We start from the raw sequence: 25,554 nt of genomic DNA on the forward strand, positions 1-25,554 counted from the left end.
TCCCCCCACGCTGTGGCGTCGCCTGGACAGGCCGACGCACGGTTTCGCGCACCACCCTTCCGACGACGTAAGAGGAACCGAACCATGTCCCACACGCCCACCACGCTCAGCAGCGGCACGCTGACGACGATCGAGCAGCGGGGCATCGAGCCCGTGCCCCACGACGAACGGACCGGTACGCCCGGCGCGCTGTTCTGGGTCTGGTTCGCCGCGAACATCTCCATCCTCGGTCTTCCGCTCGGTGCGACCCTGGTCGCGTTCCAGGGCCTGACCATCTGGCAGGCGTTGCTCGTCGCGGTGATCGGCGCCGCAGGGTCCTTCGCGGTCGTCGGCGTGATCTCCGTCGCCGGCCGCCGCGGCGGTGCGCCGGGTCTGACCCTCAGCCGAGCGGTGTTCGGCGTCCGCGGGAACATCGGGCCGACGTTCGTGTCGCTGCTGTCGCGGCTCGGCTGGGAGACGGTGAACACCACGACGGCGGCGTTCGTGCTCCTGTCGCTGTTCACGATCCTGTTCGGGACGGGCGGTGACGCGAAGGCGAACCCGGTGTTGACGATCGTCGCGATCCTGGTGTTCGTCGTCGCCACGGTGCTGGTCTCCGGCCTCGGGCACGCGTTCATCGTCGCCGTCCAGAAGTGGGCGACGTGGGTGTTCGGTGCGCTCAACGTGTTCGTCGCGGTCTTCCTCGTGCTGCGCGTCGACTGGGACGTCGTCGGGTCCCAGCCCGCGGGCCCCGTCGCCGCGATGGTCATCGGCATCGGCACGATCGCAGCCGGTACCGGCATCGGTTGGGCCACGGCCGGAGCGGACATCGCCCGCTACACCCGCACCTCGTCGAAGGCCGGCGCGCTCATCGCGTCGAGTGCCGCCGGTGCGGGCATCCCGCTCGTCGTCCTGGTCGGCCTCGGCGCGCTCGTCTCCGCCGGAGACCCGACGCTGGCGCAGGCCGGTGACCCGGTCGCTGCGATCCGCGACCTGCTGCCGAGCTGGATGGCGATCCCGTACCTCATCGCGGCGTTCGGTGGCCTGCTGCTGTCGAACCACCTGTCCGTGTACTCGGCGAGCCTCACCACGCTGACCCTCGGTATCAAGGTCCCGCGCGTGTGGGCGGTCGCGGTCGACGTGGTCGTCACCACACTCGGCGCGATGTACTTCATGCTCGTCGCCGACGGTTTCTACGCCCCGTTCATCACGTTCATCTCCGTCCTCGCCGTCCCGATCACCGCGTGGCTCGGCGTCTTCACCGCCGACATGGTCCGGCGGCGCTGGTACGACCCGGCGGCGCTCCTCGACCTGCGCGCTGGCGGCCGGTACTGGTACCGCGGTGGTGTCGCCTGGGGTGCCCTCGCCGCCTGGATCGTCGCGATCGTGATCGGTTTCCTGTTCACCGAGGTGCAGGTCGGTGACGCGGACCCCGTCTTCGTCGGTGCGTTCTCCGCGACCTGGATCGGCGCGAACGGACTCGGCTGGGTGATCACGTTCATCGTCGCTGCCGCGGTCTACCTGCTGACCGGCGGAGCACGCGGCCGGCTCACCGAGCACGAGCCGGCCACCACCACGGACGCCGGGGCGCGCGCCTGATGCCCCGCCTCGTCTCAGTCGGCAACGTCATCGTCGACATCGTCATGCGCGTCGACGCGATCCCGGATCCGGGCGGCGACGTCATCGCCTCCGCGTCGGAGATCACCGCGGGCGGCGGCCTGAACACGATGGTCGCCGCTGTCCGGGACGGACTCGACGTCGCGTTCGGGGGGCAGTACGGCAGCGGGCCGTTCGGCGACGTGGTGCGTCGCGCGCTCGCCACGTCCGGCGTGGACGTCCTGCAGCCCGGTCTCGACGACGTCGACAGCGGGTACTGCGTCGCACTCGTGGACGCCTCGACGGAGCGGACCTTCGTCACGAGCGTCGGCGCAGAGGGGCAGCTCGGCCGCGCCGACCTCGACCGGATCGCCCTCGTCGCCGACGACACCGTGTTCGTGTCCGGCTACGGCCTCGCGCACGCCGTCAACGGGCGAGCGATCGCCGACTGGCTCGGGGGTGTCCCCGACTCCGTCCGCGTCGTCCTGGACCCGTCGCCGCTGGTCGACACGCTGCCCCCGGCGGTGCTCGGCCCCGTCATGGCGCGTGCGGACGTGGTCAGCGCCAACGGACGGGAGGCGCGACTCATGGCTCCCACGTCCGCGGGACTCCCCGAGGCGGTCACCACGATCGCCGCGGCCGCCCGCGGGACCGCCCTGGTGCGCGACGGCGCAGCCGGCTGCTGGGTCGTCGAGCCCGGTGCCTCCCCCGTGCTGGTCCCCGGCTTCCGGGTCGTCGCGGTGGACTCCAACGGTGCGGGAGACGCTCACGGCGGAGTGCTCGTCGCTGCGCTGTCCCGTGGTGCGTCGGTCGTCGACGCCGTCCGCCGGGCGAACGCCGCGGCGGCCCTCGCGGTCACCAGGAACGGTCCGGCGACAGCGCCGACCGCAGCCGAGACGGACGCGCTCCTCGCCGGGCTGGTGTGACGCGTCGACACGGGTTCCCGGGGGCGGCCGTGCGCTCGATCGGCTACCCGGGACGCCGGTGCGACCGGGAGACGGCGTACCGCCGGAGCCGCACTCCCTCACGCCGTTCGATCGACGACAGCACCGCGTCGTAGTGCTCCAGGACCCGGATGGACCCGGCGTTGTCATCGCGGCAGAGCGCGATCACGGGGTCGATCCCGACGCGCGAGGCGTGGGCGAGCACCTGGCCCAGCGCCCACGTCGCCACGCCGCGGCCCCGTGCTGACGGGCGGATCCCGTACCCGACGTGGCCGAACCGGTGCACGCCGGCGGTGTCTCCCGGAGCCCGGAGTGCGATCCCGCCCAGGACACGGCCGTCCTCGACGATCCACCAGAGCGCGCCGGGCCTGGCGTGCACTCGGCCGACCCAGGTGCGGAACCCGTCCTCGTCGCTGACGTCGTCGTGCGCCGTGATCCCGAACCCGTCCTCGTGCAGACCCGGCCCCCACTCGGCATGCGCTTCAGCCCACGCCTCGTACAACGCCGTCTGCGGTCGCACCAACTCGAGCATGTCCAAGTATCACAACGATGCGGGTCGGTCGCGAGGCCCTCGTGGAGATCGCGTCGAGGACGGTCCTGTCGGATCACCATCGGGCCGTGGCTGGAACAGGTCTGCTCGCAGTGAGCATCGCGGTCTTGCTGGGCACCGTCGCGATCGTCCTGTGGCGCGTGCGGAACCCGGCCTGGGTGCGTGACGCTCGGCTCGCCCAGAACGCCAGTCCCGTGTCCAGTCTGCTCATGCTCGCCTTCGGTGCAGTCGTGACGACGCTCGTCCTCGTCCTCGGGGTCTTCTGGGTCGGGACCGGGCACGGCGTCGTCGGGTGGGCGATGGTCGGTCTCGCAGCGACCGGGCTCTCGCACGTCTGGGTCGGTGTGTGGATCCGACGGCAGCCGCTCCCGCAGCCGCGCGCGACCCGCACCCGCCGTGACCCGTAGAGTCGCGAGGCTCTCGACGTCAGGATCAGAACGATGTCCAGCACCGCAACCGTGCCCCGTGGCATCCAGCCCGACGGAAGAGGCCCTACCGCCCGAGCAGCGGCTCCCGCGACGCCATCCCCGCGGCACCGGCCCGCGCGACCGCATCCGGCAGCGCAGCCAGGAACGCGTCGACGTCGGCGTCGGTCGTCGTGTGCCCGAGTGTGATCCGGAGCGCACCGCGGGCGTCCTGCTCCGACAGCCCCATCGCGAGCAGCACGTGCGACGCCTCGGGCACCCCGGCCTGGCACGCCGATCCGGTCGACACCGCGACCCCGGCGGCGTCGAGCAGGAACAGGAGCGAATCGCCCTCGCACCCGGGGAACGTGAAGTGCGCGTTGCCCGGCAGCCGGTCGACGGGGTCCCCCATCAGCACGGCTGACGGGACGGCCGCACGCACCCCGGCGACCAGGCGGTCCCGCAGGGCGGCGAGCGCCGGGTGCGGCATCGGCTCGGCGACCACCGCGCCGGCCGCCACGCCGAAGGCCGCAGCCGCAGGGGCGTCCTGCGTGCCGCTCCGCACCTGCCGCTGCTGCCCACCACCGTGGATGAGGGGTTCGACGGTCGCCTTCCGTCCGAGCACGAGCGCACCGATGCCGACGGGCCCGCCGATCTTGTGGGCGGAGACGCTGAGGGCGTCGAGGCCGGACGCCGCGAACGACACGGGCACCTGGCCGTAGGCGGCGACCGCGTCGCTGTGCACGGGCACGCCGGCGGCGTGCGCGAGTTCGACGATCCGTGACACGGGCTGGATGGTGCCCACCTCGTTGTTCGCCCACAGGAACGTGACCAGGGCGACGTCCGAGGCGTCGGCGAGTCGCGCCTCCAGTCCGGCGAGGTCGACGCGACCCTGCGCGTCCAACGGGACCACGTCGACGACGGCCCCCTCGTGCGTCTCCAACCAGGTCAGGGTGTCGACGGTGGCGTGGTGCTCGCCGCCTGGGACGACGATGCGGGGCCGCTGACGGTCACGCTGGCGAGCCCAGAACAGGCCCTTCACGGCGAGGTTGATGCTCTCGGTACCGCCGGAGGTGAACACGACCTCGACCGGGTCGGCGTCGAGCGAGCGCGCGACGGCGGCGCGGCCGTCCTCGAGCAGCATCTTCGCGCGCTGACCGGCGCTGTGGATGGACGACGGGTTGCCGACGGTGCCCAGGGCATCGGTGAAGGCGGCGAGCGCCTCCGGCAGGATCGGCGTCGTCGCGGCGTGGTCGAGGTAGACCGACAAATGCACCCCCTGGATCGAGCAGTGTCCAGGATACGCGCCGGTCCTCGTACCCTTGTCGCGTGCACGAGACAGCGATCGACCTGACGCCGGGGTTCTCCCTGGGCGGGACCGTCCCCCGGTTCACCCTGCGGTCCGCGACGGCGACGGGCGTCGTCCTGGTCGTGACGAGCGCGGGAAGCGCCGACGGCGCGGACGGGACCGACCGCTCCGACGGCTCCGAGGGCCGGCCGACCCGACACCCGCTCGAGCGCGTGCCGGACACGGACGTGTGGACCGGCGAGGTCCCCGGGGTCGTGCCCGGCGACCGGTACCACCTGCTCGTCGACGGCCCGGTCGGCCCGCGGCACGAGTTCGACCCGACGCGTCCGCTGCTCGACCCGTACGCGCGGGGCATCCTGCCGACGGGGAACGACGAAGCAGCCGGCCCGCGCTGGACCAGCGTCGTCGTCGACGACGCCTTCGACTGGGGCGGCGTCGTGAAGCCGCAGGTCCCGCTCGACCGCGCCGTCGTCTACGAGGCGAACGTCCGCACCCTGACGGCAGCGAACCCGCACCTGCCGGAACACCTGCGCGGCACGTACGCCGGGGTCGCACACGAGAGCACGATCGCGCACCTGCACCGCATCGGCGTCACCACGCTCGAGCTGCTGCCCGTGCAGGCCTTCGACACCGAGCGGTGGCTCCGCGACGCCGGCCGGCAGAACGCCTGGGGCTACAACACGCTCGGGTTCTTCGCCCCGCACGCCGCGCACGCCTCGGCACCGGCCCGGCAGCAGGGTGCCGACGCCGTCCTGCGCGAGTTCAAGGGCATGGTCCGGCTGCTGCACGAGGCCGGCATCCAGGTCGTCCTCGACGTCGTCTACAACCACACCGCGGAAGAGGGCCTGGGTGGCCCGACGACGAGCCTGCGCGGCATCGACGGTGCCAACCGGTACCGCTGGGCGCACTCCGCCTCGCCGTACCGGGACGGCTACTACGACACCACCGGGTGCGGGAACACGCTCGACACCTCGGTCGAGGCGACCGCGGACCTCATCGTCGACAGTCTGGTGTACTGGGCGCGCGAGGTGCAGGTCGACGGCTTCCGCTTCGACCTGATGGCCGCCCTGGCCCGCGACGGCGAGCACCGGTTCGACCCGTCGCACCCACTGCTCGAACGCATCCGGAACCACCCCGACCTGCAGGACACCCTGGTGGTCGCCGAGCCGTGGGACGTCGGCCCCGACGGCTGGAAGACCGGGGCGTTCGGTGCGGCCGGGGACCGCACGAGCGAGTGGAACGACGGCTTCCGGAACACGGTCAGGCAGTTCTGGCTCACCGACATCGCCGAGGAGCGCCGCACCGGCTTGCCGCAGACCGGCATCGGCCGGCTGGCTGAAGCGTTGTCGGGGTCGAGGAGTGTCTTCGGCGCCGACCGCGGCCCGCTGGCGAGCGTGAACTTCGTCACCGCGCACGACGGCTTCACCCTGCTCGACCTGGTGTCGTACGACGGCAAGCACAACGAGGCCAACGGCGAGGACAACCGCGACGGCTCGAACGACAACCGCTCGTTCAACCACGGCATCGAGGGCGACACCGCCGACCGGGGGGTCCGCGCCGCGCGTGGCCGGTCGATGCGCAACATGGTGGCGACGCTCATGCTGTCCGCCGGGGTGCCGATGCTCACCGCCGGCGACGAGCGGAGCCGCACCCAGCACGGCAACAACAACGCCTACGTGGTGTCCGACGACCTGACCCCGGTCGACTGGTCCGACGACGAGGACGCCGAGACGATGACCGAGGCCGTCGCCGCGCTGGCCCGGTTCCGGCAGGCGCACCCGTCACTCCGGCCCACCCGCTTCGGCGTCGAGGGCCAGGAGACGCCAGGGGCCTCGCGGATGTCCTGGTACGGACCGGACGGGCACGCGATGACGATCGAGGGCTGGGACCAGCCGGTGCACCGCGCCCTGCAGTACTTCGTCGAGTCGACACCGGAGCACGAGCCCTTCGACCGCGTCCTGGTGGTCGTGCACGGCAGCGGCCGTACCCGCGACCTGACCCTGCCGGTGCGCGAGGACGTCCTCGGGTACCGCCTGGCCTGGTCGAGCGAGAAGCACCGAGACCACGAGCGCCTCCGTCCCGCCGGGCAGGTCTTCACCGCCTACGGCCCCGGCATCCACCTGTTCGAGGTGGCGTAGCGCGAGCAGGCGGGTGCGGCCGGGCACAGCGACCGTCAGGCGGACGGGAGGCTCGTGGCGGCCCCGCCACGGGCCTTGCGTCCGGTCCTCCACAGGGTCCACGGCGCGCCCGGCCCCTCCACAGTGGGTGGAATCCGGGGAACGCGGAGCCGCCCGCCGGGTAGCGTCGCTTCCGTGGCCACCGCAGACCGACCCCGACGCCCGAAGATCGGGCGCATCCCGATCACCGAGCTCGCCCCGAGGACGCCGAACGGCTTCCCCGGCAAGGCATTCGACGGCGAGGTGATCACGTTCGGTGCGACCGTCTTCCGAGAAGGACACGGCATCATCGGCGCCGACCTCGTCCTCGAACGCCCAGACGGTGGAACACGCACCGTCCCCATGACCCTCGGTGCCACCGGCACCGACCGCTACGACGCCACGGTGCAGGTCGACCACGTCGGCGTCTGGACCTGGCACGTCGAGTCGTACTCCGACGACTGGGCGAGCTGGCTGCACGGCGCACGCCTGAAGATCGCAGCCGGCGTCGACACCGAGGCGACGCTGCTCGACGGCGCCGTGCTGCTCGACCGGCTGGCCGACGAGACCGGCTCCCCCGCCGCCACACGCGCCGCCGCACGGGTCCGCGACACCGACCTCGACCCGGCGGAACGCCTGGCCGCCGTCGACGACCCGCGCATCGTCGCCGAGGTCGAGGAAGCCCCCCTCACCTCGCTCCGCACGCACTCCGCCACCCAGCTGCTCGACGTCGAACGCACCCGCGCCGGCGTCGGCGCCTGGTACGAGTTCTTCCCCCGCTCCGAAGGCGCGAAGAAGAACCTTGACGGATCCTGGAAGAGCGGTGACTTCCGCACCGCGGCCCGCCGCCTGCCCGCCGTCGCCCGGATGGGCTTCGACGTCATCTACCTGCCGCCGATCCACCCCATCGGCACCACCGCCCGCAAGGGGCCGAACAACACGCTCACGCCCGGGCCGAACGACCCCGGCAGCCCCTGGGCGATCGGCTCCGCCGAAGGCGGGCACGACGCGATCCACCCCGACCTCGGCACCGAGGACGACTTCCGCGACTTCGTCGAGACGGCGAAGAACACCGGCATGGAAGTCGCGCTCGACTTCGCGCTCCAGTGCTCCCCCGACCACCCCTGGGTCACCCAGCACCCGGAGTGGTTCACGCAGCGCGCCGACGGCTCCATCGCGACCGCCGAGAACCCGCCGAAGCGCTACCAGGACATCTACCCGATCCAGTTCGACACCGACCCCGAGGGCCTGGTCACCGAGGTCGAGCGCGTCCTGCGCCACTGGATCGCCTTCGGCATCCGCATCTTCCGCGTCGACAACCCGCACACCAAGCCGCTGTGGTTCTGGGAACGGGTCATCCGTGAGATCCGCGACGAGCACCCCGACACCGTGTTCCTGGCCGAGGCGTTCACCCGCCCGGCGATGATGCGCGCGCTCGCCGAAGCCGGGTTCCAGCAGTCGTACTCGTACTTCACCTGGCGCAACACCAAGGACGAGATCGAGGACTACTTCACCGAGCTCTCGCACGAGACGAGCGACTACCTGCGCCCGAACCTCTTCGTGAACACCCCCGACATCCTCACCGAGTACCTGCAGTTCGGCGGCCGAGCCGGCTACAAGGTGCGTGCGGCGCTCGCCGCCACCGGTGCGCCGACGTGGGGCATGTACGCCGGGTACGAGCTGTTCGAGGACGTCGCACGACCGGGCTCCGAAGAGAACATCGACAACGAGAAGTACGAGTACAAGCCGCGCGACTTCGCACTGGCCGAGGCCGAGGGCGCGTCCCTCGCCCCGTACGTCACGATGCTCAACCGGTTCCGGGCGGCGCACCCCGCGCTGCGACAGCTGCGGAACCTGCACGTGCACGCCGCTGACGACCCGGCGATCGTCGTCTACTCGAAGCACCTGTCGGGTGACTTCATCCGGTCGGGTCGGCCCGACACGGTGATCGTCGTCGCCAACGTCGACCCGCACTCCGCCCGTGAGACCACCGTGCACCTGGACCTCGCCGCACTCGGTCTGCCGACCGAGGGCCTGTTCGACGTCCGTGACGTCGTGACCGGTCAGCGCTGGACCTGGGGCGCGTCGAACTACGTCCGCCTGGACGCGTTCCAGGAGCCCGTGCACCTGCTCGTCGTGGAAGGACCCCACCGATGACCCCCGAACCGACCGACCCCACGAAGCGCGGACCGGCCGTGCCGCCGGTACCGCCTCCGCCGCCGGCCGTGCCGCGCTACGAGCCGAAGGTGTCCGCTCCCGCCGAGGACCTGCCCGGTGCCCCTCCGGCCGAGCGCGAGGCGCCCGACCGCGGCGTGTCGGAGTCCGCGACGCTCGCCGGACACCCCGCCGACCCGACGCACCCGCGGCAGCCGTCCGTGGCGGCGGCCTCGTCGTCGGACGACCCGCAGGCCCCGACCGGAGGCTCGGCACCGGTCGTCCGTCCGGCGTCCGTCGACGCCCCGGTCGCCCCCGGCGCTGCTGCCGCCTCCCCGACTCCGGCCGATGCCCCGGCCCCGGCGTTCGGCACTGCCGGTGCCGCCACGGACCCGCGCCCGGCACCGATCGAGGACTGGCTGCGCCTGCAGGTGGCCGAGGGCCGGTGGTCCCAGCCGCACGACGTGCTCGGCCCGCACCCCGTCGACGGCGGCACGAGCGTCCGCGTCGTCCGCCACCTGGCCCGCGCGGTGCGACTCGTCCGCCCCGACGGCGACGACATCGAGCTCACGCACGAGGGCGACGGGCTCTGGGCCGGCGCCACGGCCGACACGCTCGGTCGGTACCGCGTCGAGTCGGAGTACGACTACGACGCGTCAACGGACGAGGACGACGCCACCTGGACCACCGACGACGCGTACCGGTTCGCCCCGACGCTCGGCGAGCTCGACCTGCACCTGTTCGGCGAAGGCCGCGACGAGCAGCTCTGGCAGCACCTCGGTGCACACGCCCGCACGGTCGACGGGGTCGACGGGGTCGCGTTCGCCGTCTGGGCACCGCGCGCCACCGCCGTGCGTGTCATCGGGGACTTCGAGGGCTGGGAAGGCCGCACCACCGCGATGCGCCGTCTGAGCGACCTCGGTGTCTGGGAACTCTTCTGGCCCGGTGCCGTCGTCGGCCAGCGCTACAAGTTCCAGATCCTCACCGACTCCGGCTGGGTGGAGCGGGCCGACCCGTTCGCCCGCGAAGCCGAGATCGCGCCGGCGACGGCCTCCGTCATCACCGAGTCCACGTACACGTGGTCCGAGGGCGACGCCGCGTGGATGGAGCGCCGTGCGCAGACCACCACGCACGACGCCCCCATGAGCGTCTACGAGGTGCACCTCGGCTCGTGGCGCCCCGGCCTGTCGTACCGCGAGGTCGCCGACCAGCTCATCGGGCACATGGAGTACACCGGCTTCACGCACGTGGAGTTCCTGCCGCTCTCCGAGCACCCGTTCGGTGGCTCGTGGGGCTACCAGGTCACCGGGTACTACGCCCCGACCGCACGCTTCGGTTCGCCGGACGACCTGAGATACCTGATCGACCGCCTGCACTCGGCGGGCATCGGCGTGATCATGGACTGGGTCCCCGGGCACTTCCCGAAGGACGAGTGGGCGCTCGGCCGCTTCGACGGCTACGCGCTGTTCGAGCACCCCGACCCCCGCCGCGGTGAGCAGCTCGACTGGGGCACCTACGTGTTCGACTTCGGGCAGCCGCAGGTCCGCAACTTCCTGGTCGCGAACGCGCTGTACTGGCTCGAGGAGTTCCACATCGACGGTCTGCGCGTCGACGCGGTGGCGTCGATGCTGTACCTCGACTACTCCCGCACCGACTGGCTGCCGAACATCCACGGTGGGCGCGAGAACCTCGACGCGATCGCCTTCCTGCAGGAGACGAACGCGACGGCGTACAAGCGGTACCCCGGCATCGTGATGATCGCGGAGGAGAGCACCTCGTGGCCGGGGGTGACCCAGCCGACGAGCGCCGGTGGGCTCGGCTTCGGGCAGAAGTGGAACATGGGCTGGATGCACGACTCGCTCGAGTACGTGCAGCGCGACCCCGCCTACCGCAGCTACCACCACGACGAGATCACGTTCTCGTTCGTCTACGCGTTCAGCGAGCAGTTCACCCTGCCGATCAGCCACGACGAGGTCGTGCACGGCAAGGGCTCCCTGTACGGCAAGATGCCCGGCGACGAGTGGCAGAAGCTCGCGAACGTGCGCGCCTACCTGGCGTTCATGTGGGCGCACCCCGGCAAGCAGCTGCTCTTCATGGGCCAGGAGTTCGCGCAGCCCGCGGAGTGGTCCGAGGCGAAGGGCCTCGACTGGTGGCTCCTCGACCAGCCCGGCCACCGCGGCGTGCAGGACCTCGTCGCCGAACTCAACCGCGTCTACAAGGACTCCCCGGCGCTCTGGACCCACGACTCGACGGCCGACGGCTTCGAGTGGCTCGAGGGCGGCGACGCACCGCACTCGACCCTCGGGTTCCTGCGGAAGGACGGCGACGACCGCGTCGCGGTGTTCGTCAACTTCTCCGGCGTCCCGGTGGAGCGTCGCTTCGGGCTGCCGACGGCGGGCGAGTGGCACGAGGTGCTCAACACCGACGCGGCCGAGTATGGCGGCTCCGGAGTCGGCAACCTCGGCGTCGTCACCGCCGAGGACACCCCGTGGGCGGGCCGCCCGGCCTCGGCGCACGTCGTGGTCCCGCCGCTCGGCGCCGTCTGGCTGAAGCTGGCCCGGTAACCCGGCCCGCGTCCATGACGCGACCGACCGACGGACGGGAGGCCCGGTGCCAGCTGGCACCGGGCCTCCCGTCTGTCGCGTTGCGGGTCCGGGCGGTCCTGCTCGAGACGCCGTCGTGTCCGCGAGACGCCGTCGTGTCCGCGAGACGCCGCGGAAACGCCGAGACGCCGCCGGATCCGGCGGCGTCTCGGCGTGACGACGGCGTCTGCTGCGCCGCACGGACCCGGCAGGGGCTAGTACAGCGCGTTCGCCAGGCGGCGGCGGGCCGCGACCACGCGCGGGTCCTCGGAACCGATGAGCTCGAAGTACTCGACGAGCCGCACGCGCAGGGCTTCACGGTCATCGCCGAACACGGTCGGGACGAGGTCGAGCAGGCGCCCGAAGGCGTCGTCGACGTGTCCGCCCGAGATATCGAGGTCGGCGACGGCGAGCTGCGCCTGGACGTCGTGCGGGCCTGCGGCTGCAGCGGCGCGGATCTCGTCGGCCGTCCGGCCGTTCAGCCGGTCGAGCAGCGACACCTGCGCGAGCCCGGCGACGGCCATCTGGTCGTGCGGGTCCTGCAGGATGGCGGTCTTGTACTCCTCGATCGCGGTGGCGTAGTCGCCCTGCTCGATCGCGTCGTACGCGGCCTGGTGGTGCGGCGGGAGCGGCTCCGGCTCCGGCTCGCCCTGCTCCGCGTCGACGTCGGCCGCTGCGCCGTCGACGGACACGCGACCGGACACCCCGTTCTGCTCGGCGGCCTGGAGCACCTGCTCGTAGACGTCGCGGACCTGCGCCTCGGGCAGTGCGCCGACGAAGAGCCCGAGCGGGCGTCCGCCGATCACGGCTGCGACGGTCGGGATCGACTGCGCCTGGAACGCCTGCACGAGCTGCGGGTTCGTGTCGGCGTCCACCTTGGCGAGCACCACGCGGCCGTCGTACTCGGCCGTGAGCTGCTCGAGGATCGGTGAGAGCTGCTTGCACGGCCCGCACCACTCGGCCCAGATGTCCACGATGACCGGGACGACGTTCGACAGCTCCAGGACGTCCTGGAACGTCGCGTCGGTGACGTCGATGACGAGCGACGGGACCGTCGGGCCGGCGCCGCTCGCAGTGCCGACGTCGGAACCGGGCGCGGCACCGCCTGCTGGACCCGCCGGGGCCGGAGCGCCGGACGGCTGGGGCGGCCGCTGTGCGCGGTCGACGAGGGACGACAGGTCCACGGCTCCGCGGAGCCCGGACGGGGTCGGGGGGATGTTGCTCATTGCACCTCACTTGCTGCGGTCAGGCCCTGCGTGAACCCGAGCAGGACCACTTTGCCATCCGAGGCGACCGGCGGCACGTAGAAGAGCAGCTGGACGCTGTAGGTGGCGCTGATGCCCTTCTTGCTCGTGTCGACGCCGGACAGTGCCTTCACGGCACCCTCGGTGTTCACCTCGGCGCCCGACGCGGTCGGGGTCACCTTCTCGATCTCATCCAGGTCAGCCGAGACCAGGGCGCCGGCGTCGTCCGTCGCGATGGCGACGGCGGAGTCGGCGGGGACCTCGGACGAGTACTCGATCTTCGCCGTGTCCGGCAGCGCCTTGGCCTTCTTGTCCTTGTACGCCTTGCCGATGGTCGTGCGGAGTGCGTCACCCTCGGTGGTGAACAGGTCGGCGTACTCGCTGGCGGTGTCCTTCGACAGGATGTCGCCGTAGGCGGTCGCGACCTGGTCCGGCTGGATGGTCAGGAGCTTCGACTCCGGCGCGAGCAGCGCCGCACCGATCGTCGTCGGGGCGAGGCTCGGGATCTTCGCGTCGGCCTCGAGCGACACGTCGTACGCGACCTTGTAGGGATCACGGGCGCTGTCCTGCACCAGGGTCAGGGCCTGCGGCGCCGACTTGGCGTCACAGTCCTCGGCGACGATCGTGAAGACCGTCCGCGGCCAGGTGTCGGTCTGCTGCGGCAGCGCGACGCACACCTGCGCTGCGGAGATGGCCGGCGGCGCCTTGACGTCCGAGTCCTTGCCGCGGATCGAGTAGTTGGCCAGCCGGAGGTCGAGCGCCGCGCCGGAGAACCGGGTGCGGACCAGGTCGCGGTCGCGCGCCCCGTCGGCCTGCTTCGCGACGGCCGCGGCGCGCTGCACGATGCGGGTGATCTGCTGCTTGGTCGCGGCGGTCGGTTCGGTGGGTTCCGCCGCCCCCGTGGCGGTGGCCGTCGGGGTCGGCGTGGCCAGCGACGGATCGCCGCCCTGCGGCCAGTAGTCCGACGAGCAGCCGGCCAGGGTCAGGGCACCGACGAGCAGCACCGGGACGCCGACGAACGCGCGGGTCCCACGACGACCGGGGCGAGGCACCTGCGCTCCGGCGGCGGCGGCACGGCGCGAGGCACGTACCCGCGGCGGACGGCTGCCACCGCTGCGACGGCGGGGACCGCGGCCACGGCGCTGGTGCAGGAAGGCGAGGACGAGCAGCACGAGGCCTCCGAGGACGAACACGCCGCCGGCCACGAGCAGCGGACCGACCGCCGGCGTCGCGGTGTCCTGCGGCCAGGTGACGGACACGTCGCTCGGTGCGGCGGCCTTGCCGTCGCTCACGACCAGGACCGAGACGTCCTGGGGCAGGCGGACGGTGAACTGTCCGGCACCGTCGTACTCCTGGTACCAGAGGTCGCTGCCCTTCGGCGACGGCACGCTCGTCTCGCTGCCCGAGGTCGACCCGACCAGCGAGCCCTTCACGGCGTCGAAGCGGAGCGTGGTGTGCTCGGCGTCACCGATCCAGGCGTCGACGTCGGCGGTCTTGCCGTACGCCGCGAACACCTTGCCGGAGCCGGACACGTTGATGCGCTGGTAGCCGGGGTTGGCGTTGAGCGTGGTCCCCGGGATCACCGTCACCGGGGCGGAACTGGTCGTCGAGCTCTCGGCCACGAGCGAGGACGGCGGCGCGAACACGGTCCGCTGCCCCACCGCCAGCACCACGAGCAGCAGGCCGATGACGAAACTGACGATCGCCAGGACGAATCGCACGAACACTCTCCCTACCGCGCCGGGGTGGGGATGTCGGCGCGCGAATCAGCGACTCAGGATAGCGAGCATCGCTGGACAGTGCATCAATCCGCGCTGTCGCCGGACTCAGACGACCCGCTCCGGCCGCCACTACAATCGACCGCGGGCCGATCCGGGCCCTCCGCCGAGCACCCAGGAGCGACACGTGGCGAACGACGAGGCCGAGTTCGGGACCGAGCTGCGCGGGTACCGCCGCGACGAGGTGGAGCGTTCACTGAACGACCTGCGCCGCGAGCTCATCAAGTCGAACAACGACCGCGCCGACGCCGCGAAGGAGATCCGTCTCCTGCAGGCCCGCGTGTCCGAGCTGCAGGGCGAGCTGGACGAAGCCGGCACCCCCACGTACAGCGGTCTGGGCACCCGCCTCGAGTCCACGCTGCGTGTTGCCGAGGAACAGTCGACCCGGCTCATCAGCCAAGCCGACATCGACGCCCAGCGGCTCCGAGCCTCGAGCCGCGCCGAAGCTGAGCGCACCGTCCGCGAAGCGCAGGAAGAAGCGCGCGACACCCTCGAGGACGCCCGCACCCGCGCCACCAACGAGCTGACGCGCGCCCGCGCCGAAGCCGCCGACACCGTCGAGCGCTCCCGCGCCGAGGCCGGTCTGCTCACGCAGGACGCCCGCAACGAGGCAGCCGCCATCCGCGGTGCCGCGGTGACCGAGGCCGCCGAGGTCCGCTCCGTCGCCATCCGTGAGACGAACGCACTGCGCGCCCAGGTCGAGCACGAGGTCGCGGAACTGCGCGAGATCGCCCAGCGCGAGTCCGCCGACGCCCGCACCGCCGCAGCCGAGCTCGACCGTGATACCGAGCACCGCCGTTCGGTCTTCGAAGCCGACCACACCCGCCGCACCGAGGACCTCGACCGTGAGGAGACGACCCGGCGCGAGGCCCTCGAGCGCGAGGTCACCGAGGGCCGCGCCGCCTGGCACCGCGAACGGGACGAGGAGCAGCAGGCACACGCGCTGGCCCTCGAGACCGGTCGCGCCGAACTCGAGTCCGAGGTCGCGCGTCGGCGGGCCGAGCTCGACAGCGAGATCGGTGACCGCCGCCGCGAACTGGACGAGGAGCTCGCGGCCGCCCGCGCCGAGTGGGAGCGCGAACTCGCCGTGGCCCGCACCGACCTCGAACAGGAGATCGAAGCAGCCCGCGCCCAGCTGCGCGTCGACGAGGAACAGACCCGCGTCGAGAACGCGCGCCTGGTGCAGGAGACCGCCGACCGGATCGCCCGCGAACTCGAGCAGCACGACGCCCGGATCGCGCAGGAGCGGGCCGAAGCCGACGCAGCAGCCGAGCGTGCCGTCCGCGAGCACGAGAACGCCATCGCCGCCCGCCGCGAACGCGAGCACGCCGAGGTCGACGCCGAGATCGCCGACCGCCGCACCGCCGAGCTCGGGGTGCTCGAAGCCGAGCGCACCGCCCTGCAGCAGGAGATCGACACCGCCCGCGCCGCCCTCGTGAAGGAACGCGACGAGGTCCGTGCCGAGATCGCCCGAGCACGCGACGAAGCCCGCACGACCCTCGAGTCGGAACTCGCGGCCCGCCGCGACGACGCCGAGCAGGACTACCTGCAGAAGCACCACGAGACCGTGACCGAGACGCAGAAGTACCTGGACGAGGCGAACCTGCAGCTCGCCGAGGCCACGCGCCGCGCCACCGAGGCCCGTGAGCGAGCCGAGCGTCTGCAGCAGGAAGCCGACGACCTCGAGCGCACCAGCACGGCCGAGGCGCAGGAGCACGCACGCACCATCGTCGCCGACGCTCAAGACCGGGTGCACCGGATGGTCGCCGACGCCGAGGAGCGCACCGCCGGTGTCATCGCCGAGGCCGAGGACCGCCTGGCGGCGATCCGCACCGAGCGCGAGGCCGTCGCGGGCTACCTCGAGAACCTCCGCGGGGTCCTCACGAACGCGACCGGCCTGCTCGGCACGGCGCCCGCCGCAGCGTCCGCTGCGGACGAGCGCGACGACGTGGACGCGACCGAGCGCTGACGGTCACCGGCCCGGAGGCCCGACACGCGCCTCCAGGCCGCCCCACCCGCAGCAGGTGGCGGGGCGCACGGCGTGCCGTGGGCGTTGCTCAGACCGGCCAGTGGGTCGCCAGCGGTGCGCTGCCCGGGACGACGAGGTCGGCGATCGCGTCGAGCACGATCCGCACGTACCGCTCCCCCACCCACAGGTGCTTCGCGCCCGCGACGGGCACCACCCGGACATTGGGAGCGAGCGCGAACCGCGCGGCCGCAGCTTCGGGCTGCAGGAAGTCGTCGTGCTCCGGCACGAGCGCCACGACCGGGACGTCGACGGCGGCCCAGCGGGCGAGCTCGGCGTCCGACGTGCGGTGCAGCGGCGGTGACAGCAGGACGACCCCGGCGACGGTGCCGGCCTCGACGTGTTCGAGTGCGTGCTTGAGGATGACCTCGGTGCCGAACGACCACCCCACCAGCCACGGCGTCGGCAGCCCGCGGTCGACGACCTCGGCGACAGCGGCACGCAGGTCGAAGCCCTCGGAGACGCCGTCGCCGAAGCCCCCCTCGGACGTGCCGCGCGGCGACGTGACGGATCGGAAGTTGAACCGCAGCACCGCGATGTCGGCCAGGGCCGGCAACCGGGCAGCGGCCTTCTTGAGCACGTGGGAGTCCATGAAGCCGTGTGCGGTCGGCAGGGGGTGGAGCGTGACGATGGTGCCGCGGGCAGGCGCGTCGGCGGGCTCGGCCAGTTCCCCGACGAGCGTCAGGTGGTCGTCCGTGACCAGCTCGACCTCGGTGCGTCGGGCGGGCAGCTCGGTCGCGGAGCGGATCTCGGTGTCGTGCGTCACGTCGTGCTCGGTCATGCGATGCTCCAGCAGTGGTTGTGCCAGTGCCGACGGGACGCCAGGTCGGCGGCGTCACCCAGGACGCCGTCCGCGCGCCAGACCACCACGTGGGCGGTGCCGGGCAACACGGTGCCACCGCAGCCCGGGCAGATGTACTCCTTCTGCGCCGACGCGGCAGAGATCGGCTGCACCTGGTACTCGCGACCGTGGCGGACCTCGGTGCGCTTCCACGAACTCATCAGCCGATCGAGGGTGGACTCCTCGTCAGGCTCGACGTCGCGACCACGGGGACGCCGCGGCCGATTGCTGCGCGGCACCCGAGCAGCCGATCAGTACCAGTTGTTGGCCTGGCTGTGACCCCACGCACCACAGGGGGTGCCGTAGACGCCGGCGATGTAGTTGAGACCCCAGGTGATCTGCGTCGCCGGGTTCGTCTGCCAGTCGGCGCCGGCCGTGGCCATCTTGCTGCCGGGCAGGGCCTGCGGGATGCCGTACGCACCGCTCGGGTTGTAGGCGTTCACCCGCCAGCCGGACTCCTTGTTCCAGAGCGAGACCAGGCAGTTGTACTGGTCGGTGCCCCAGCCGCGGGCCGTGACCTGCTGCAGGGCGATCGCCTGCGCGCTGCCGGGGTCGGGGGTCGCGGCGGTGGCCGCGAGCGTGTTGGCGGCCGAGACCGGCTCGGAATAGGGGGCTGCGGCATCCGCGGCGTCGTCGGTGGCATCGGCGTCGTCGTCTTCGACGACGGGCTTCACGACCTTCGGGGCCGGCACCGTGACGCCGTAGCCGTCGCGGTCGGCAGCGGCCTCGCCGTAGGTGCCGTGTGCGGTGTACTGCTGGGGTGCCGGGGCCTTCACGAGCACCGGGGTGTCGACGGCGGCCTGTGCCACGTCGGCCTGCAGCGGGTTGAACAGCGACCCGCCGACGAACAGGAACACGCCGACGAACGACAACATCGGGGCCGTCGCGCGCTTGCGGGCCACGGCGTTGACCGACGCGACACGGGCCGGCTCGGCCAGCTTCGGCGTCGTACGGCGCTGGACCGTCGCGGTGCGCTGCTTCGGGGAACGCTGCTCGGCGACGAGCGCGTCGTGGGCGAAGGACGCCACACGCTCGTCCGAGACGCGGTTCGCCGCGACCGACTTCGGCGTGGCCACCGGCCCCGTCGCCGCTGCCTGCGGGGTCACCCCGAACGCCGACGTCTCCGTCGTGCGGGTTCGCTGCATTGCCGCGCGGCGCTCACCGGAAGCCTGGAGGCTGAGGTGCTCGCGGGTATCGCGGTCGGAGCTTGAATCTGCCGTGTGCCTGCCCATGAGTAGGACCAGGGTAACGGAACGATCACGGAAAGCGAAGCACCTGGGGACAGCGCGTCGTCATCGGACAGCGAGCATCACTTCGACGACGGCGTCGAGCACCGCGTCGACCTGCGCCTCGCGGTACCCGCCGTGCTTCGGGCGGAACACGATCGAGCGCACCTCGGTGAGGCTGAGCGGCTTGCCTTCGCGGAAGTACCCCGCGAGTCGGGCGGCGAAGGCATCGACGTCCTTCGGGTGGTAGCCGGTGCCGAGGACGCTCACCCGGCTGAACCGCTGGCCGTCGGGCCGCTCGAGGCGTGCCACGACGTCCGACGCCTTCGTCCGCGCCTCGGCGTACCAGGCCTTCTTGCCGACCTCGCTCATCTCCCGCTCACGCTCGCGCGCCGCGAAGGCGTCCTCCAGCCGCTCGAGAGCGGCGTCGACGTGCGAGGTGGAGTAGCCGCCCTTGCGCATCGAGAACGCCGTGGCACGGATCTTCGCAGCCTCGATGCCGGGGGCACTGTCGTCGGCGGAGTACGCGCGCCGGGCGTCCTCGAGGAAACGCTCGACTTCGTCGACGTCGTAACCGAGGGCGGAACGGGCTGCGGTCGGGAAGGTGGTGGCCACGGCGTCATTCTGCCAGTCCCGACCCGTGGCACAACCTGGACGCGCTGAGTGCCACGTACAGCCCGGCCCGGGGGCGGGTCAGTGGTTGACGACCAGGTACAGCACGTAGGCGACCGCGGCCGACGGCAGGATGCTGTCGATGCGGTCGAGCAGTCCACCGTGCCCGGGCAGGAACGACGAGATGTCCTTGATGCCGAGGTCACGCTTGATCATCGACTCGGTCAGGTCGCCGAGCGTGGCCGACCCGGAGATGAGCACACCCAGCACGACACCGGTCCACCAGGGCAGCCCGAGCATGAACACGGCCACCAGGATGCCGACGACGATGCTCGCCGCCACGGACCCGGCGAAACCCTCCCACGTCTTCTTGGGGCTGATGCGGGGTGCCATCGGGTGCTTGCCGAGGTTCAGGCCGGTCGCGTACGCACCGGTGTCGACCGCGACGACCACGAGGATGAAGCCGATCACCCAGAGGTTGCCGTCCCGCTGGGCGGAGAGCAGCACGACGCAGGCACCAAGCAACGAGATGTACGCCTGGACGAACAGCCCGTTCGTCAGGTCACGGACGACGTTGGCGGCCGGGGGCTTCTGCCGGGCGAGGGCGACCTCGACCAGGCGCCAGACGCTGATCAGGACGATGCCGCCGAGCAGCGTGAACAGCGCCGGGGCCTGCCCGTACAGGAACGCCGCCGGCACCACCGCGATCGCGACGGCGACGCTCGGGATCCGCGGGACGTCGCGGCCGGCGAAGCGCATCGCGCTCGTCAGCTCGTAGACGCCGACGCCCAGCAGGAACGCCGCGACCACCATGAAGGACGGCGTGAACAGGAGCAGCGTGCCGAGCATGACGACCGCGAACGCGAGCGCGATGCCGATCGCCGCCGGCAGGTTGCGCCCGGTCCGCGCCGTCAGTGCTTCGTTCCGCGCACCGAAGTCGGCCTTGCGCTGGCGGAGCTGCGCCTCGAAGTCGGTGCGCGCCGCACGTGCGCGCGCATCGAAGTCCTGGCGGAGCCCCTTCTTCACAGGCCCGCTCGTCGCGGGCCCGTGCTCTGCTGTGGGGCGGTCATCGCCCTGGTCGGAGCGACGCATCAGACCTCGAGGAGTTCGGCTTCCTTCTTCTTCAGCGCGTCGTCGATCTGGTCGACGTGCTTCTTCGTCAGGCCCTCGAGGTCCTTGTCGCCACGCGAGATCTCGTCGTCGGAGATCTCACCCTTGAGCGCGTCGAGGTCGTCCTTGGCCTTGCGGCGGATGTTGCGGATGACGACCTTGTGGTCCTCGCCCTTCGTCCGCACGAGCTTGACGAACTCCTTGCGGCGGTCCTTGGTGAGCTCGGGGATCGTCACGCGGACGATGTCGCCGTCGTTCGTCGGGCTGGCACCGAGGTTCGGGAACGTCGCGATGGCGCGCTCGATCTCCTTGAGCGCCGACTTGTCGTACGGCGTGACGATGAGCGTTCGGGCCTCGGGCGTCTGCAGCGACGCGAGCTGCGCGAGCGGCGTCGGGGTGCCGTAGTACTCGACCGGGATCTTCTGGAAGAGCGCCGCGTTGATGCGGCCGGTGCGGACGGTCGAGAAGTCGTCCTTGGCGACCTCGACAGCCTTCGCCATCTTCTCGGTGGCTTCGGTCAGGACATCACTGATCACGGTGTTACTCCTTCGGTACTGGCGTCGAGTCTAGTCAGCGCCGGGGGTCAGTTGCTGACGACGGTGCCGATGCGCTCGCCACGGATGGCGGCCTGGACGTTGCCGTCGCCCTCCATGCCGAAGACGTGCATCGGCATGCCGTTGTCCATGCAGAGCGAGAACGCGGTGGCGTCGACGACCTTGAGGCCCTTGAGCAGTGCGTCCTGGTAGGTCACGTGGTGCAGCTTCTCGGCCGAGGCGTCCTTCTTCGGGTCCGCGGTGTACACGCCGTCGACGCCGTTCTTGGCGACGAGGACCTCGTCCGCCTTGATCTCGAGCGCACGCTGCGCCGCCACCGTGTCGGTGGAGAAGTACGGCAGACCGGCGCCGGCACCGAAGATGACGACCCGGCCCTTCTCGAGGTGCCGCTCGGCCCGCCGCGGGATGTACGGCTCGGCGACCTGGGTCATCGCAATGGCGGACTGCACGCGCGTCGCGGCGCCGGCCTGCTCGAGGAAGTCCTGCAGCGCGAGCGCGTTCATCACCGTGCCGAGCATGCCCATGTAGTCGGCGCGTCCGCGGTCCATGCCGCGCTGCGAGAGCTCGGCGCCACGGAAGAAGTTGCCTCCGCCGACGACGATCGCGATCTCGACCTCGCGCGCGGCGACGGCGATCTCCTTGGCGATGGTGCCGATCACGTCGGGGTTCACCCCGAGGGAGCCGGCGCCGAACGCCTCTCCCGACAGCTTCAGCAGAACGCGGCGTCGTCCGGTCTTCTCGTCGGTCATCTGGTCCGCACCCTTCGTCGTGGTCTCGTGGAAATGTACTCGCGGATGTGTCGCGCGCGTGTCGTGTCGGTGCGCGCGAAAAACGGGGCCAGGAACCTCGTTGGTTCCTGACCCCGTCACGGGTTCGTTACGCGCCGACCTTGACGCGGCCGAAGCCCTGGATCGTGATGCCGGCGTTCTCGGCGGCCTTCGCGACGGAGATCTTGTTGTCCTTCGCGTAGTCCTGGTCGAGGAGCGACACCTGCTTGATGTAGGCGTTCACCCGACCCTCGACGATCTTCGGGAGGGCGGCCTCGGGCTTGCCCTCTTCGCGCGTGATCGCCTCGACGGTCGCACGCTCCTTCTCGATGGCCTCGGCCGGGACCTCGTCGCGGGTCAGGTACGTCGGGTTCGCGAACGCGACGTGCTGGGCGATCGAACGCGCCTCGGCGGCGTTGTCACCCTCGTACGCGATGACGACGGCGATCTGCGGCGGCAGGTCCTGGCTGGTCTTGTGCAGGTAGATCTCGAAGGCCGAGCCCTCGACACGGCGGACCGTGCGGACCTCGAGCTTCTCGCCCAGCGCGGCAGCCGACTCGTTGACGACCTCGAGGACGGTCTTGCCGTCCAGCGGTGCAGCGTTGGCGGCGGCGACGTCGGCGGCACCGGCAGCGGCGACCGCACCCAGCACCTTGTCGGCGAGGGTCGTGAACTTCTCGTTCTTGGCGACGAAGTCGGTCTCGCTCGCGAGCTCGACGACCGTGGCGGCGCCGTTCTCGGAGGTCGCGACGACGACGCCTTCGGAGGTGGCTCGGTCGTCGCGCTTGGCGACGGCCTTGGCACCCTTGATGCGGAGCAGCTCGACGGCCTTGTCGTAGTCGCCGTCGGCCTCGACGAGCGCGTTCTTCGCGTCCATCATGCCGGCGCCGAGGTCCTCGCGGAGCTTCTTCACGTCAGCAGCGGTGAAGTTTGCCATTGACTGGAGTCCTTTCTGGACTGTACGTGTGTGGAGAGTGGAGTGCAGTCGGGGCGCCGGACCCGGTGGGTCCGACGCCCCGGCAGCTCACTCGGCGGGGGTGGTCTCCGCGGCTGCCTCGGCCTCGGCCGTCGGCTCCGCGTTCTTCGCCTCGTCAGCGATCGGCTCGCCGATCTCCTTCGCGGCGACCTGCGCGTCAGCGTTGTTCTCCTCGACGGTCGCACCCTCGGGGGCGGCGTCGGCGGACGGGGTTGCCGTCTCGCCACCGAGGAGCTCCTGCTCCCACTCGGCGAGGGGCTCGCTGGCCTCGTCCTCGTCGCCACCGTTGTGGCGGGTCTTCAGGCCCTCGGCCGCGGCGTCGGCGACGATGCGGGTCAGGAGACCGACGGAGCGGATCGCGTCGTCGTTGCCCGGGATCGGGTACGTGATCTCGTCGGGGTCGCAGTTGGTGTCGAGGATGCCGATGATCGGGATACCGAGCTTCTGCGCCTCGTCGACGGCGAGGTGCTCCTTCTTGGTGTCGACGATCCAGAGCGCGCTCGGGGTCCGCGTGAGGTTGCGGATACCACCGAGGGTCTTGTGGAGCTTGTCCAGCTCGCGCTTCTTGATGAGGAGCTCCTTCTTGGTGAAGCCCTTCGTCGTGTCGTCGAAGTCGATCTCCTCGAGCTCCTTCATGCGCGCGAGGCGCTTGGAGACCGTCTGGAAGTTCGTGAGCAGACCGCCGAGCCAACGCTGGTTGACGTACGGCTGGCCGACGCGGGTCGCCTGCTCGGCGATGGAGCCCTGGGCCTGCTTCTTGGTGCCCACGAAGAGGATCGTGCCACCGTGCGCGACCGTCTCCTTGACAAAGTCGTACGCGCGGTCGATGAAGGCCAGCGACTGCTGCAGGTCGATGATGTGGATGCCCGAGCGCTCGGCGAGGATGAAGCGCTTCACCTTCGGGTTCCACCGACGGGTCTGGTGTCCGAAGTGGACGCCGCTGTCGAGCAGCTGGCGGATGGTGACGACGGCCATGTGCCGTCCTCCTTCTGTGTTCTCGGCGCGCAGCCGTGCTCTCACACGTCACTGCGGACCTGTTGCGGTTGTGTCGATCGCGACCGTCGGTCGTGATCCCTGGTGTCCTGGCACGCGACCGCCCGCTCGTGAGAGCGGGACCGGTGGTCGGGTACCGAGCCGATGAGGGCCTGGTGGACACGCGAAGTCAGCGCGCATCAGCACGCTGCTGGATAGATGCTAACAGAAGGGAGGCCCGGATCACGCGCGCCTCGCGGCTGACGTGATCCGGGCCTCCTGTCCGGTCGATCCGGCGGATCCCCGCGGATCCGGCCGTCCTGATCAGGCCTTGGCGTCCACCGTGTCGCCGTCGGCGGAGATGCCCATCTCCTCGAGCGAGCGGCCCTTCGTCTCCGGGATCTTCGCGATGACGAAGAAGAGCGACAGCAGCGCGAACAGCGCGTAGATGCCGTACGTGACGGTGAGGTTGAAGCCCGAGAGCACCGGGAACGAGATCGTCACGATGAAGTTCGCGATCCAGTTGGCGGCGGAACCGATCCCCAGCGCCGTGGCACGGATGCGGTTCGGGAACATCTCACCGAGCAGGACCCACATCAGCGGACCCCAAGTAGCGCCGAAGGACACCACGAAGAGGTTCGCGAAGATCAGCGCGATGACGCCCCACGAGCCGGGGAGGCTCGGGCTGCCGTCGACGATCGTCGCCTGCGAGAACGCGATGGCGACCATGGTGAGCGAGACGAACATGCCCGCGGAACCCGCGACCAGCAGCGGCTTGCGGCCGACCTTGTCGACCAGGAAGATCGCGATGAAGGTCACGGCGACGTTGACCACCGAGGTGATCGTGGAGATGAGGAACGAGTCCTCCTCCTTGAAGCCGACCGCCTGCCAGAGCGTCGTCGAGTAGTAGAAGATCACGTTGATGCCGACGAACTGCTGCAGCACCGCCAGGATGATGCCCACCCAGACGATCGGCTGGAGCCCGAAGCGGTTGCCCCGGATGGAGCCCTTCTTCTCGCTGGCTTCCTTCTTGATGCCGTCCTGGATCTCCTCCAGGCTCGTGTTCACGGTGTCGCGCGGCACGATCTTGCCCATCACCACGCGCGCGTCGTCGTCCCGCCCCTTGGTGAGCAGGTACCGCGGGGACTCCGGCAGCGTGATCGCCAGGACGCCGTAGACGACCGAGGGGATCACCCCGACCAGGAACATCCAGCGCCAGGCGGCCAGGCCCCAGACCTCGGCCGAAGCGCTGCCCGCGGTCACGGCGAAGAGCTGGTCGGACAGGAGCGCGGCGAAGATACCGAGCGTGATCGCGAGCTGCTGGAACGAGGCCAGCCGCCCGCGGATCGCCTTCGGGGAGACCTCGGAGATGTACGCCGGTGCGATGACCGAGGCGGTACCGATGCCGAGACCGCCGACGAGACGCCAGACCACGAGGTCCCACGTGGCGAACGCGAACGCCGATCCGATCGACGAGACGAAGAACAGCACGGCGGCCCAGAACATGATCCGGGTGCGGCCGTAGCGGTCGGCGAGACGGCCCGCGAAGTAGGCGCCGAACGCGCAGCCGATCAGGGCCGAAGCGACCGCGAAGCCGCTGGCCGCGTCGGAGAGGTTGAACTCACCCTTGATCGCGTCGACGGCGCCGTTGATGACGGACGAGTCGAAGCCGAACAGGAAGCCACCGACCGCCGCCGCGATGGCGAACAGGGTGACCTTCCCCTTGAACGCACGGTCTTCGCCGTGCCCGGTGGTCGTGGTGGACACGATGCTC

The 25,554-nt window shown here is 71.1% G+C and carries 21 protein-coding genes; 7 read left to right on the forward strand and 14 right to left on the reverse strand.

Features of this window, described 5'->3' with window-relative positions:
- Positions 1-84: 84 nt before the first annotated feature.
- The gene (locus ASF75_RS04175; protein WP_056068933.1) at positions 85-1,578 is read left to right on the forward strand and encodes a purine-cytosine permease family protein; all 1,494 of its coding nucleotides are present in this window, start codon (positions 85-87) and stop codon (positions 1,576-1,578) included.
- Positions 1,578-2,501: a PfkB family carbohydrate kinase gene (locus tag ASF75_RS04180; protein ID WP_056068936.1), complete on the forward strand. Its 924-nt coding sequence runs from the start codon at positions 1,578-1,580 to the stop codon at positions 2,499-2,501. Before ASF75_RS04175 ends, ASF75_RS04180 begins: the two co-directional genes overlap by 1 nt.
- Before the next feature lie 43 nt (positions 2,502-2,544).
- Here ASF75_RS04180 and ASF75_RS04185 read toward each other — a convergent pair whose 3' ends face one another.
- The gene (locus ASF75_RS04185; RefSeq protein WP_201300461.1) at positions 2,545-3,039 is read right to left on the reverse strand and encodes a GNAT family N-acetyltransferase; all 495 of its coding nucleotides are present in this window, start codon (positions 3,037-3,039) and stop codon (positions 2,545-2,547) included.
- 98 nt (positions 3,040-3,137) lie between these two features.
- On the opposite strand from ASF75_RS04185, the gene ASF75_RS04190 reads away from it, so the two are divergent.
- Positions 3,138-3,476 carry a hypothetical protein gene (locus ASF75_RS04190; protein ID WP_139179675.1) on the forward strand — a complete coding sequence of 113 codons (339 nt, stop codon included), beginning with the start codon at positions 3,138-3,140 and terminating at the stop codon, positions 3,474-3,476.
- Positions 3,477-3,561: 85 nt separating this feature from the next.
- Here ASF75_RS04190 and ASF75_RS04195 read toward each other — a convergent pair whose 3' ends face one another.
- On the reverse strand, positions 3,562-4,743 hold the full coding sequence (locus ASF75_RS04195; RefSeq protein WP_056068941.1) for a cysteine desulfurase family protein: 1,182 nt from the start codon (positions 4,741-4,743) through the stop codon (positions 3,562-3,564).
- A 59-nt stretch (positions 4,744-4,802) separates the two neighbouring features.
- On the opposite strand from ASF75_RS04195, the gene ASF75_RS04200 reads away from it, so the two are divergent.
- The 3 genes from ASF75_RS04200 to glgB all read left to right on the forward strand — a co-directional run bounded on the left by ASF75_RS04200 (position 4,803) and on the right by glgB (position 11,656).
- Positions 4,803-6,920 (forward strand): glycogen debranching protein, encoded by a 2,118-nt coding sequence (locus tag ASF75_RS04200; RefSeq protein ID WP_056068943.1) that lies wholly within the window; start codon positions 4,803-4,805, stop codon positions 6,918-6,920.
- A 174-nt stretch (positions 6,921-7,094) separates the two neighbouring features.
- Positions 7,095-9,095, forward strand: a complete 2,001-nt coding sequence (locus tag ASF75_RS04205) for an alpha-1,4-glucan--maltose-1-phosphate maltosyltransferase (RefSeq protein ID WP_200942671.1) — start codon at positions 7,095-7,097, stop codon at positions 9,093-9,095.
- Positions 9,092-11,656 carry a 1,4-alpha-glucan branching protein GlgB gene (gene glgB, locus ASF75_RS04210; RefSeq protein ID WP_156463765.1) on the forward strand — a complete coding sequence of 855 codons (2,565 nt, stop codon included), beginning with the start codon at positions 9,092-9,094 and terminating at the stop codon, positions 11,654-11,656. Before ASF75_RS04205 ends, glgB begins: the two co-directional genes overlap by 4 nt.
- A 233-nt stretch (positions 11,657-11,889) precedes the next feature.
- On the opposite strand, the gene ASF75_RS04215 is transcribed toward glgB, so the two are convergent.
- Together ASF75_RS04215 and ASF75_RS04220 are read right to left on the reverse strand one after the other, a co-directional pair.
- A complete protein-coding gene (locus tag ASF75_RS04215) occupies positions 11,890-12,900 on the reverse strand; it encodes a tetratricopeptide repeat protein (RefSeq protein WP_056068945.1) in 1,011 nt (336 codons plus the stop codon).
- The gene (locus ASF75_RS04220; protein WP_156463766.1) at positions 12,897-14,639 is read right to left on the reverse strand and encodes a hypothetical protein; all 1,743 of its coding nucleotides are present in this window, start codon (positions 14,637-14,639) and stop codon (positions 12,897-12,899) included. Before ASF75_RS04220 ends, ASF75_RS04215 begins: the two co-directional genes overlap by 4 nt.
- A 184-nt stretch (positions 14,640-14,823) precedes the next feature.
- Here ASF75_RS04220 and ASF75_RS04225 point away from each other — a divergent pair, with 184 nt between their 5' ends.
- Positions 14,824-16,665, forward strand: coding sequence for a hypothetical protein (locus tag ASF75_RS04225; protein ID WP_056068949.1), 1,842 nt, complete (start codon positions 14,824-14,826; stop codon positions 16,663-16,665).
- An 88-nt stretch (positions 16,666-16,753) separates the two neighbouring features.
- On the opposite strand, the gene ASF75_RS04230 is transcribed toward ASF75_RS04225, so the two are convergent.
- From ASF75_RS04230 to ASF75_RS04275, 10 genes are all read right to left on the reverse strand, one after another.
- The gene (locus ASF75_RS04230) at positions 16,754-17,503 is read right to left on the reverse strand and encodes an alpha/beta hydrolase (RefSeq protein ID WP_056068951.1); all 750 of its coding nucleotides are present in this window, start codon (positions 17,501-17,503) and stop codon (positions 16,754-16,756) included.
- Positions 17,500-17,802, reverse strand: a complete 303-nt coding sequence (locus ASF75_RS04235; RefSeq protein WP_042539653.1) for a hypothetical protein — start codon at positions 17,800-17,802, stop codon at positions 17,500-17,502. The genes ASF75_RS04230 and ASF75_RS04235 overlap by 4 nt, the downstream gene beginning before the upstream one ends.
- Positions 17,803-17,814: 12 nt before the next feature.
- Positions 17,815-18,708, reverse strand: coding sequence for a lytic transglycosylase domain-containing protein (locus ASF75_RS18095; protein ID WP_235517511.1), 894 nt, complete (start codon positions 18,706-18,708; stop codon positions 17,815-17,817).
- A 147-nt stretch (positions 18,709-18,855) separates the two neighbouring features.
- The gene (locus ASF75_RS04245) at positions 18,856-19,404 is read right to left on the reverse strand and encodes a DivIVA domain-containing protein (protein WP_017888238.1); all 549 of its coding nucleotides are present in this window, start codon (positions 19,402-19,404) and stop codon (positions 18,856-18,858) included.
- 78 nt (positions 19,405-19,482) lie between these two features.
- Positions 19,483-20,427 (reverse strand): phosphatidate cytidylyltransferase, encoded by a 945-nt coding sequence (locus ASF75_RS04250; protein WP_017888239.1) that lies wholly within the window; start codon positions 20,425-20,427, stop codon positions 19,483-19,485.
- Between the two features lie 65 nt (positions 20,428-20,492).
- A complete protein-coding gene (gene frr / locus ASF75_RS04255) occupies positions 20,493-21,047 on the reverse strand; it encodes a ribosome recycling factor (protein WP_017888240.1) in 555 nt (184 codons plus the stop codon).
- A 47-nt stretch (positions 21,048-21,094) separates the two neighbouring features.
- Complete coding sequence (pyrH, locus tag ASF75_RS04260) at positions 21,095-21,814, reverse strand: UMP kinase (protein WP_017888241.1); 720 nt, start codon at positions 21,812-21,814, stop codon at positions 21,095-21,097.
- Between the two features lie 127 nt (positions 21,815-21,941).
- On the reverse strand, positions 21,942-22,769 hold the full coding sequence (tsf, locus tag ASF75_RS04265) for a translation elongation factor Ts (protein ID WP_056068953.1): 828 nt from the start codon (positions 22,767-22,769) through the stop codon (positions 21,942-21,944).
- An 87-nt stretch (positions 22,770-22,856) separates the two neighbouring features.
- Positions 22,857-23,783 (reverse strand): 30S ribosomal protein S2, encoded by a 927-nt coding sequence (rpsB, locus tag ASF75_RS04270; RefSeq protein WP_017888243.1) that lies wholly within the window; start codon positions 23,781-23,783, stop codon positions 22,857-22,859.
- Between the two features lie 321 nt (positions 23,784-24,104).
- The gene (locus tag ASF75_RS04275; protein WP_042539727.1) at positions 24,105-25,547 is read right to left on the reverse strand and encodes a sugar porter family MFS transporter; all 1,443 of its coding nucleotides are present in this window, start codon (positions 25,545-25,547) and stop codon (positions 24,105-24,107) included.
- Positions 25,548-25,554 lie beyond the last annotated feature (7 nt).

This window comes from Curtobacterium sp. Leaf154 (genome assembly GCF_001424595.1).
In the GTDB taxonomy this organism is placed as follows: Bacteria; Actinomycetota; Actinomycetes; order Actinomycetales; family Microbacteriaceae; genus Curtobacterium; species Curtobacterium poinsettiae.

What these genes read in the sequence shown, in the direction of transcription:
- ASF75_RS04215 (WP_056068945.1), bottom strand. Translation starts at nt 12,900, where the DNA reads ATGAGCAACATCCCCCCGACCCCGTCCGGGCTCCGCGGAGCCGTGGAC.
- pyrH (WP_017888241.1), bottom strand. Translation starts at nt 21,814, where the DNA reads ATGACCGACGAGAAGACCGGACGACGCCGCGTTCTGCTGAAGCTGTCG.
- rpsB (WP_017888243.1), bottom strand. Translation starts at nt 23,783, where the DNA reads ATGGCCGTCGTCACCATCCGCCAGCTGCTCGACAGCGGCGTCCACTTC.
- ASF75_RS04230 (WP_056068951.1), bottom strand. Translation starts at nt 17,503, where the DNA reads ATGACCGAGCACGACGTGACGCACGACACCGAGATCCGCTCCGCGACC.
- ASF75_RS04180 (WP_056068936.1), top strand. Translation starts at nt 1,578, where the DNA reads ATGCCCCGCCTCGTCTCAGTCGGCAACGTCATCGTCGACATCGTCATG.
- ASF75_RS04175 (WP_056068933.1), top strand. Translation starts at nt 85, where the DNA reads ATGTCCCACACGCCCACCACGCTCAGCAGCGGCACGCTGACGACGATC.
- glgB (WP_156463765.1), top strand. Translation starts at nt 9,092, where the DNA reads ATGACCCCCGAACCGACCGACCCCACGAAGCGCGGACCGGCCGTGCCG.
- ASF75_RS18095 (WP_235517511.1), bottom strand. Translation starts at nt 18,708, where the DNA reads ATGCAGCGAACCCGCACGACGGAGACGTCGGCGTTCGGGGTGACCCCG.
- tsf (WP_056068953.1), bottom strand. Translation starts at nt 22,769, where the DNA reads ATGGCAAACTTCACCGCTGCTGACGTGAAGAAGCTCCGCGAGGACCTC.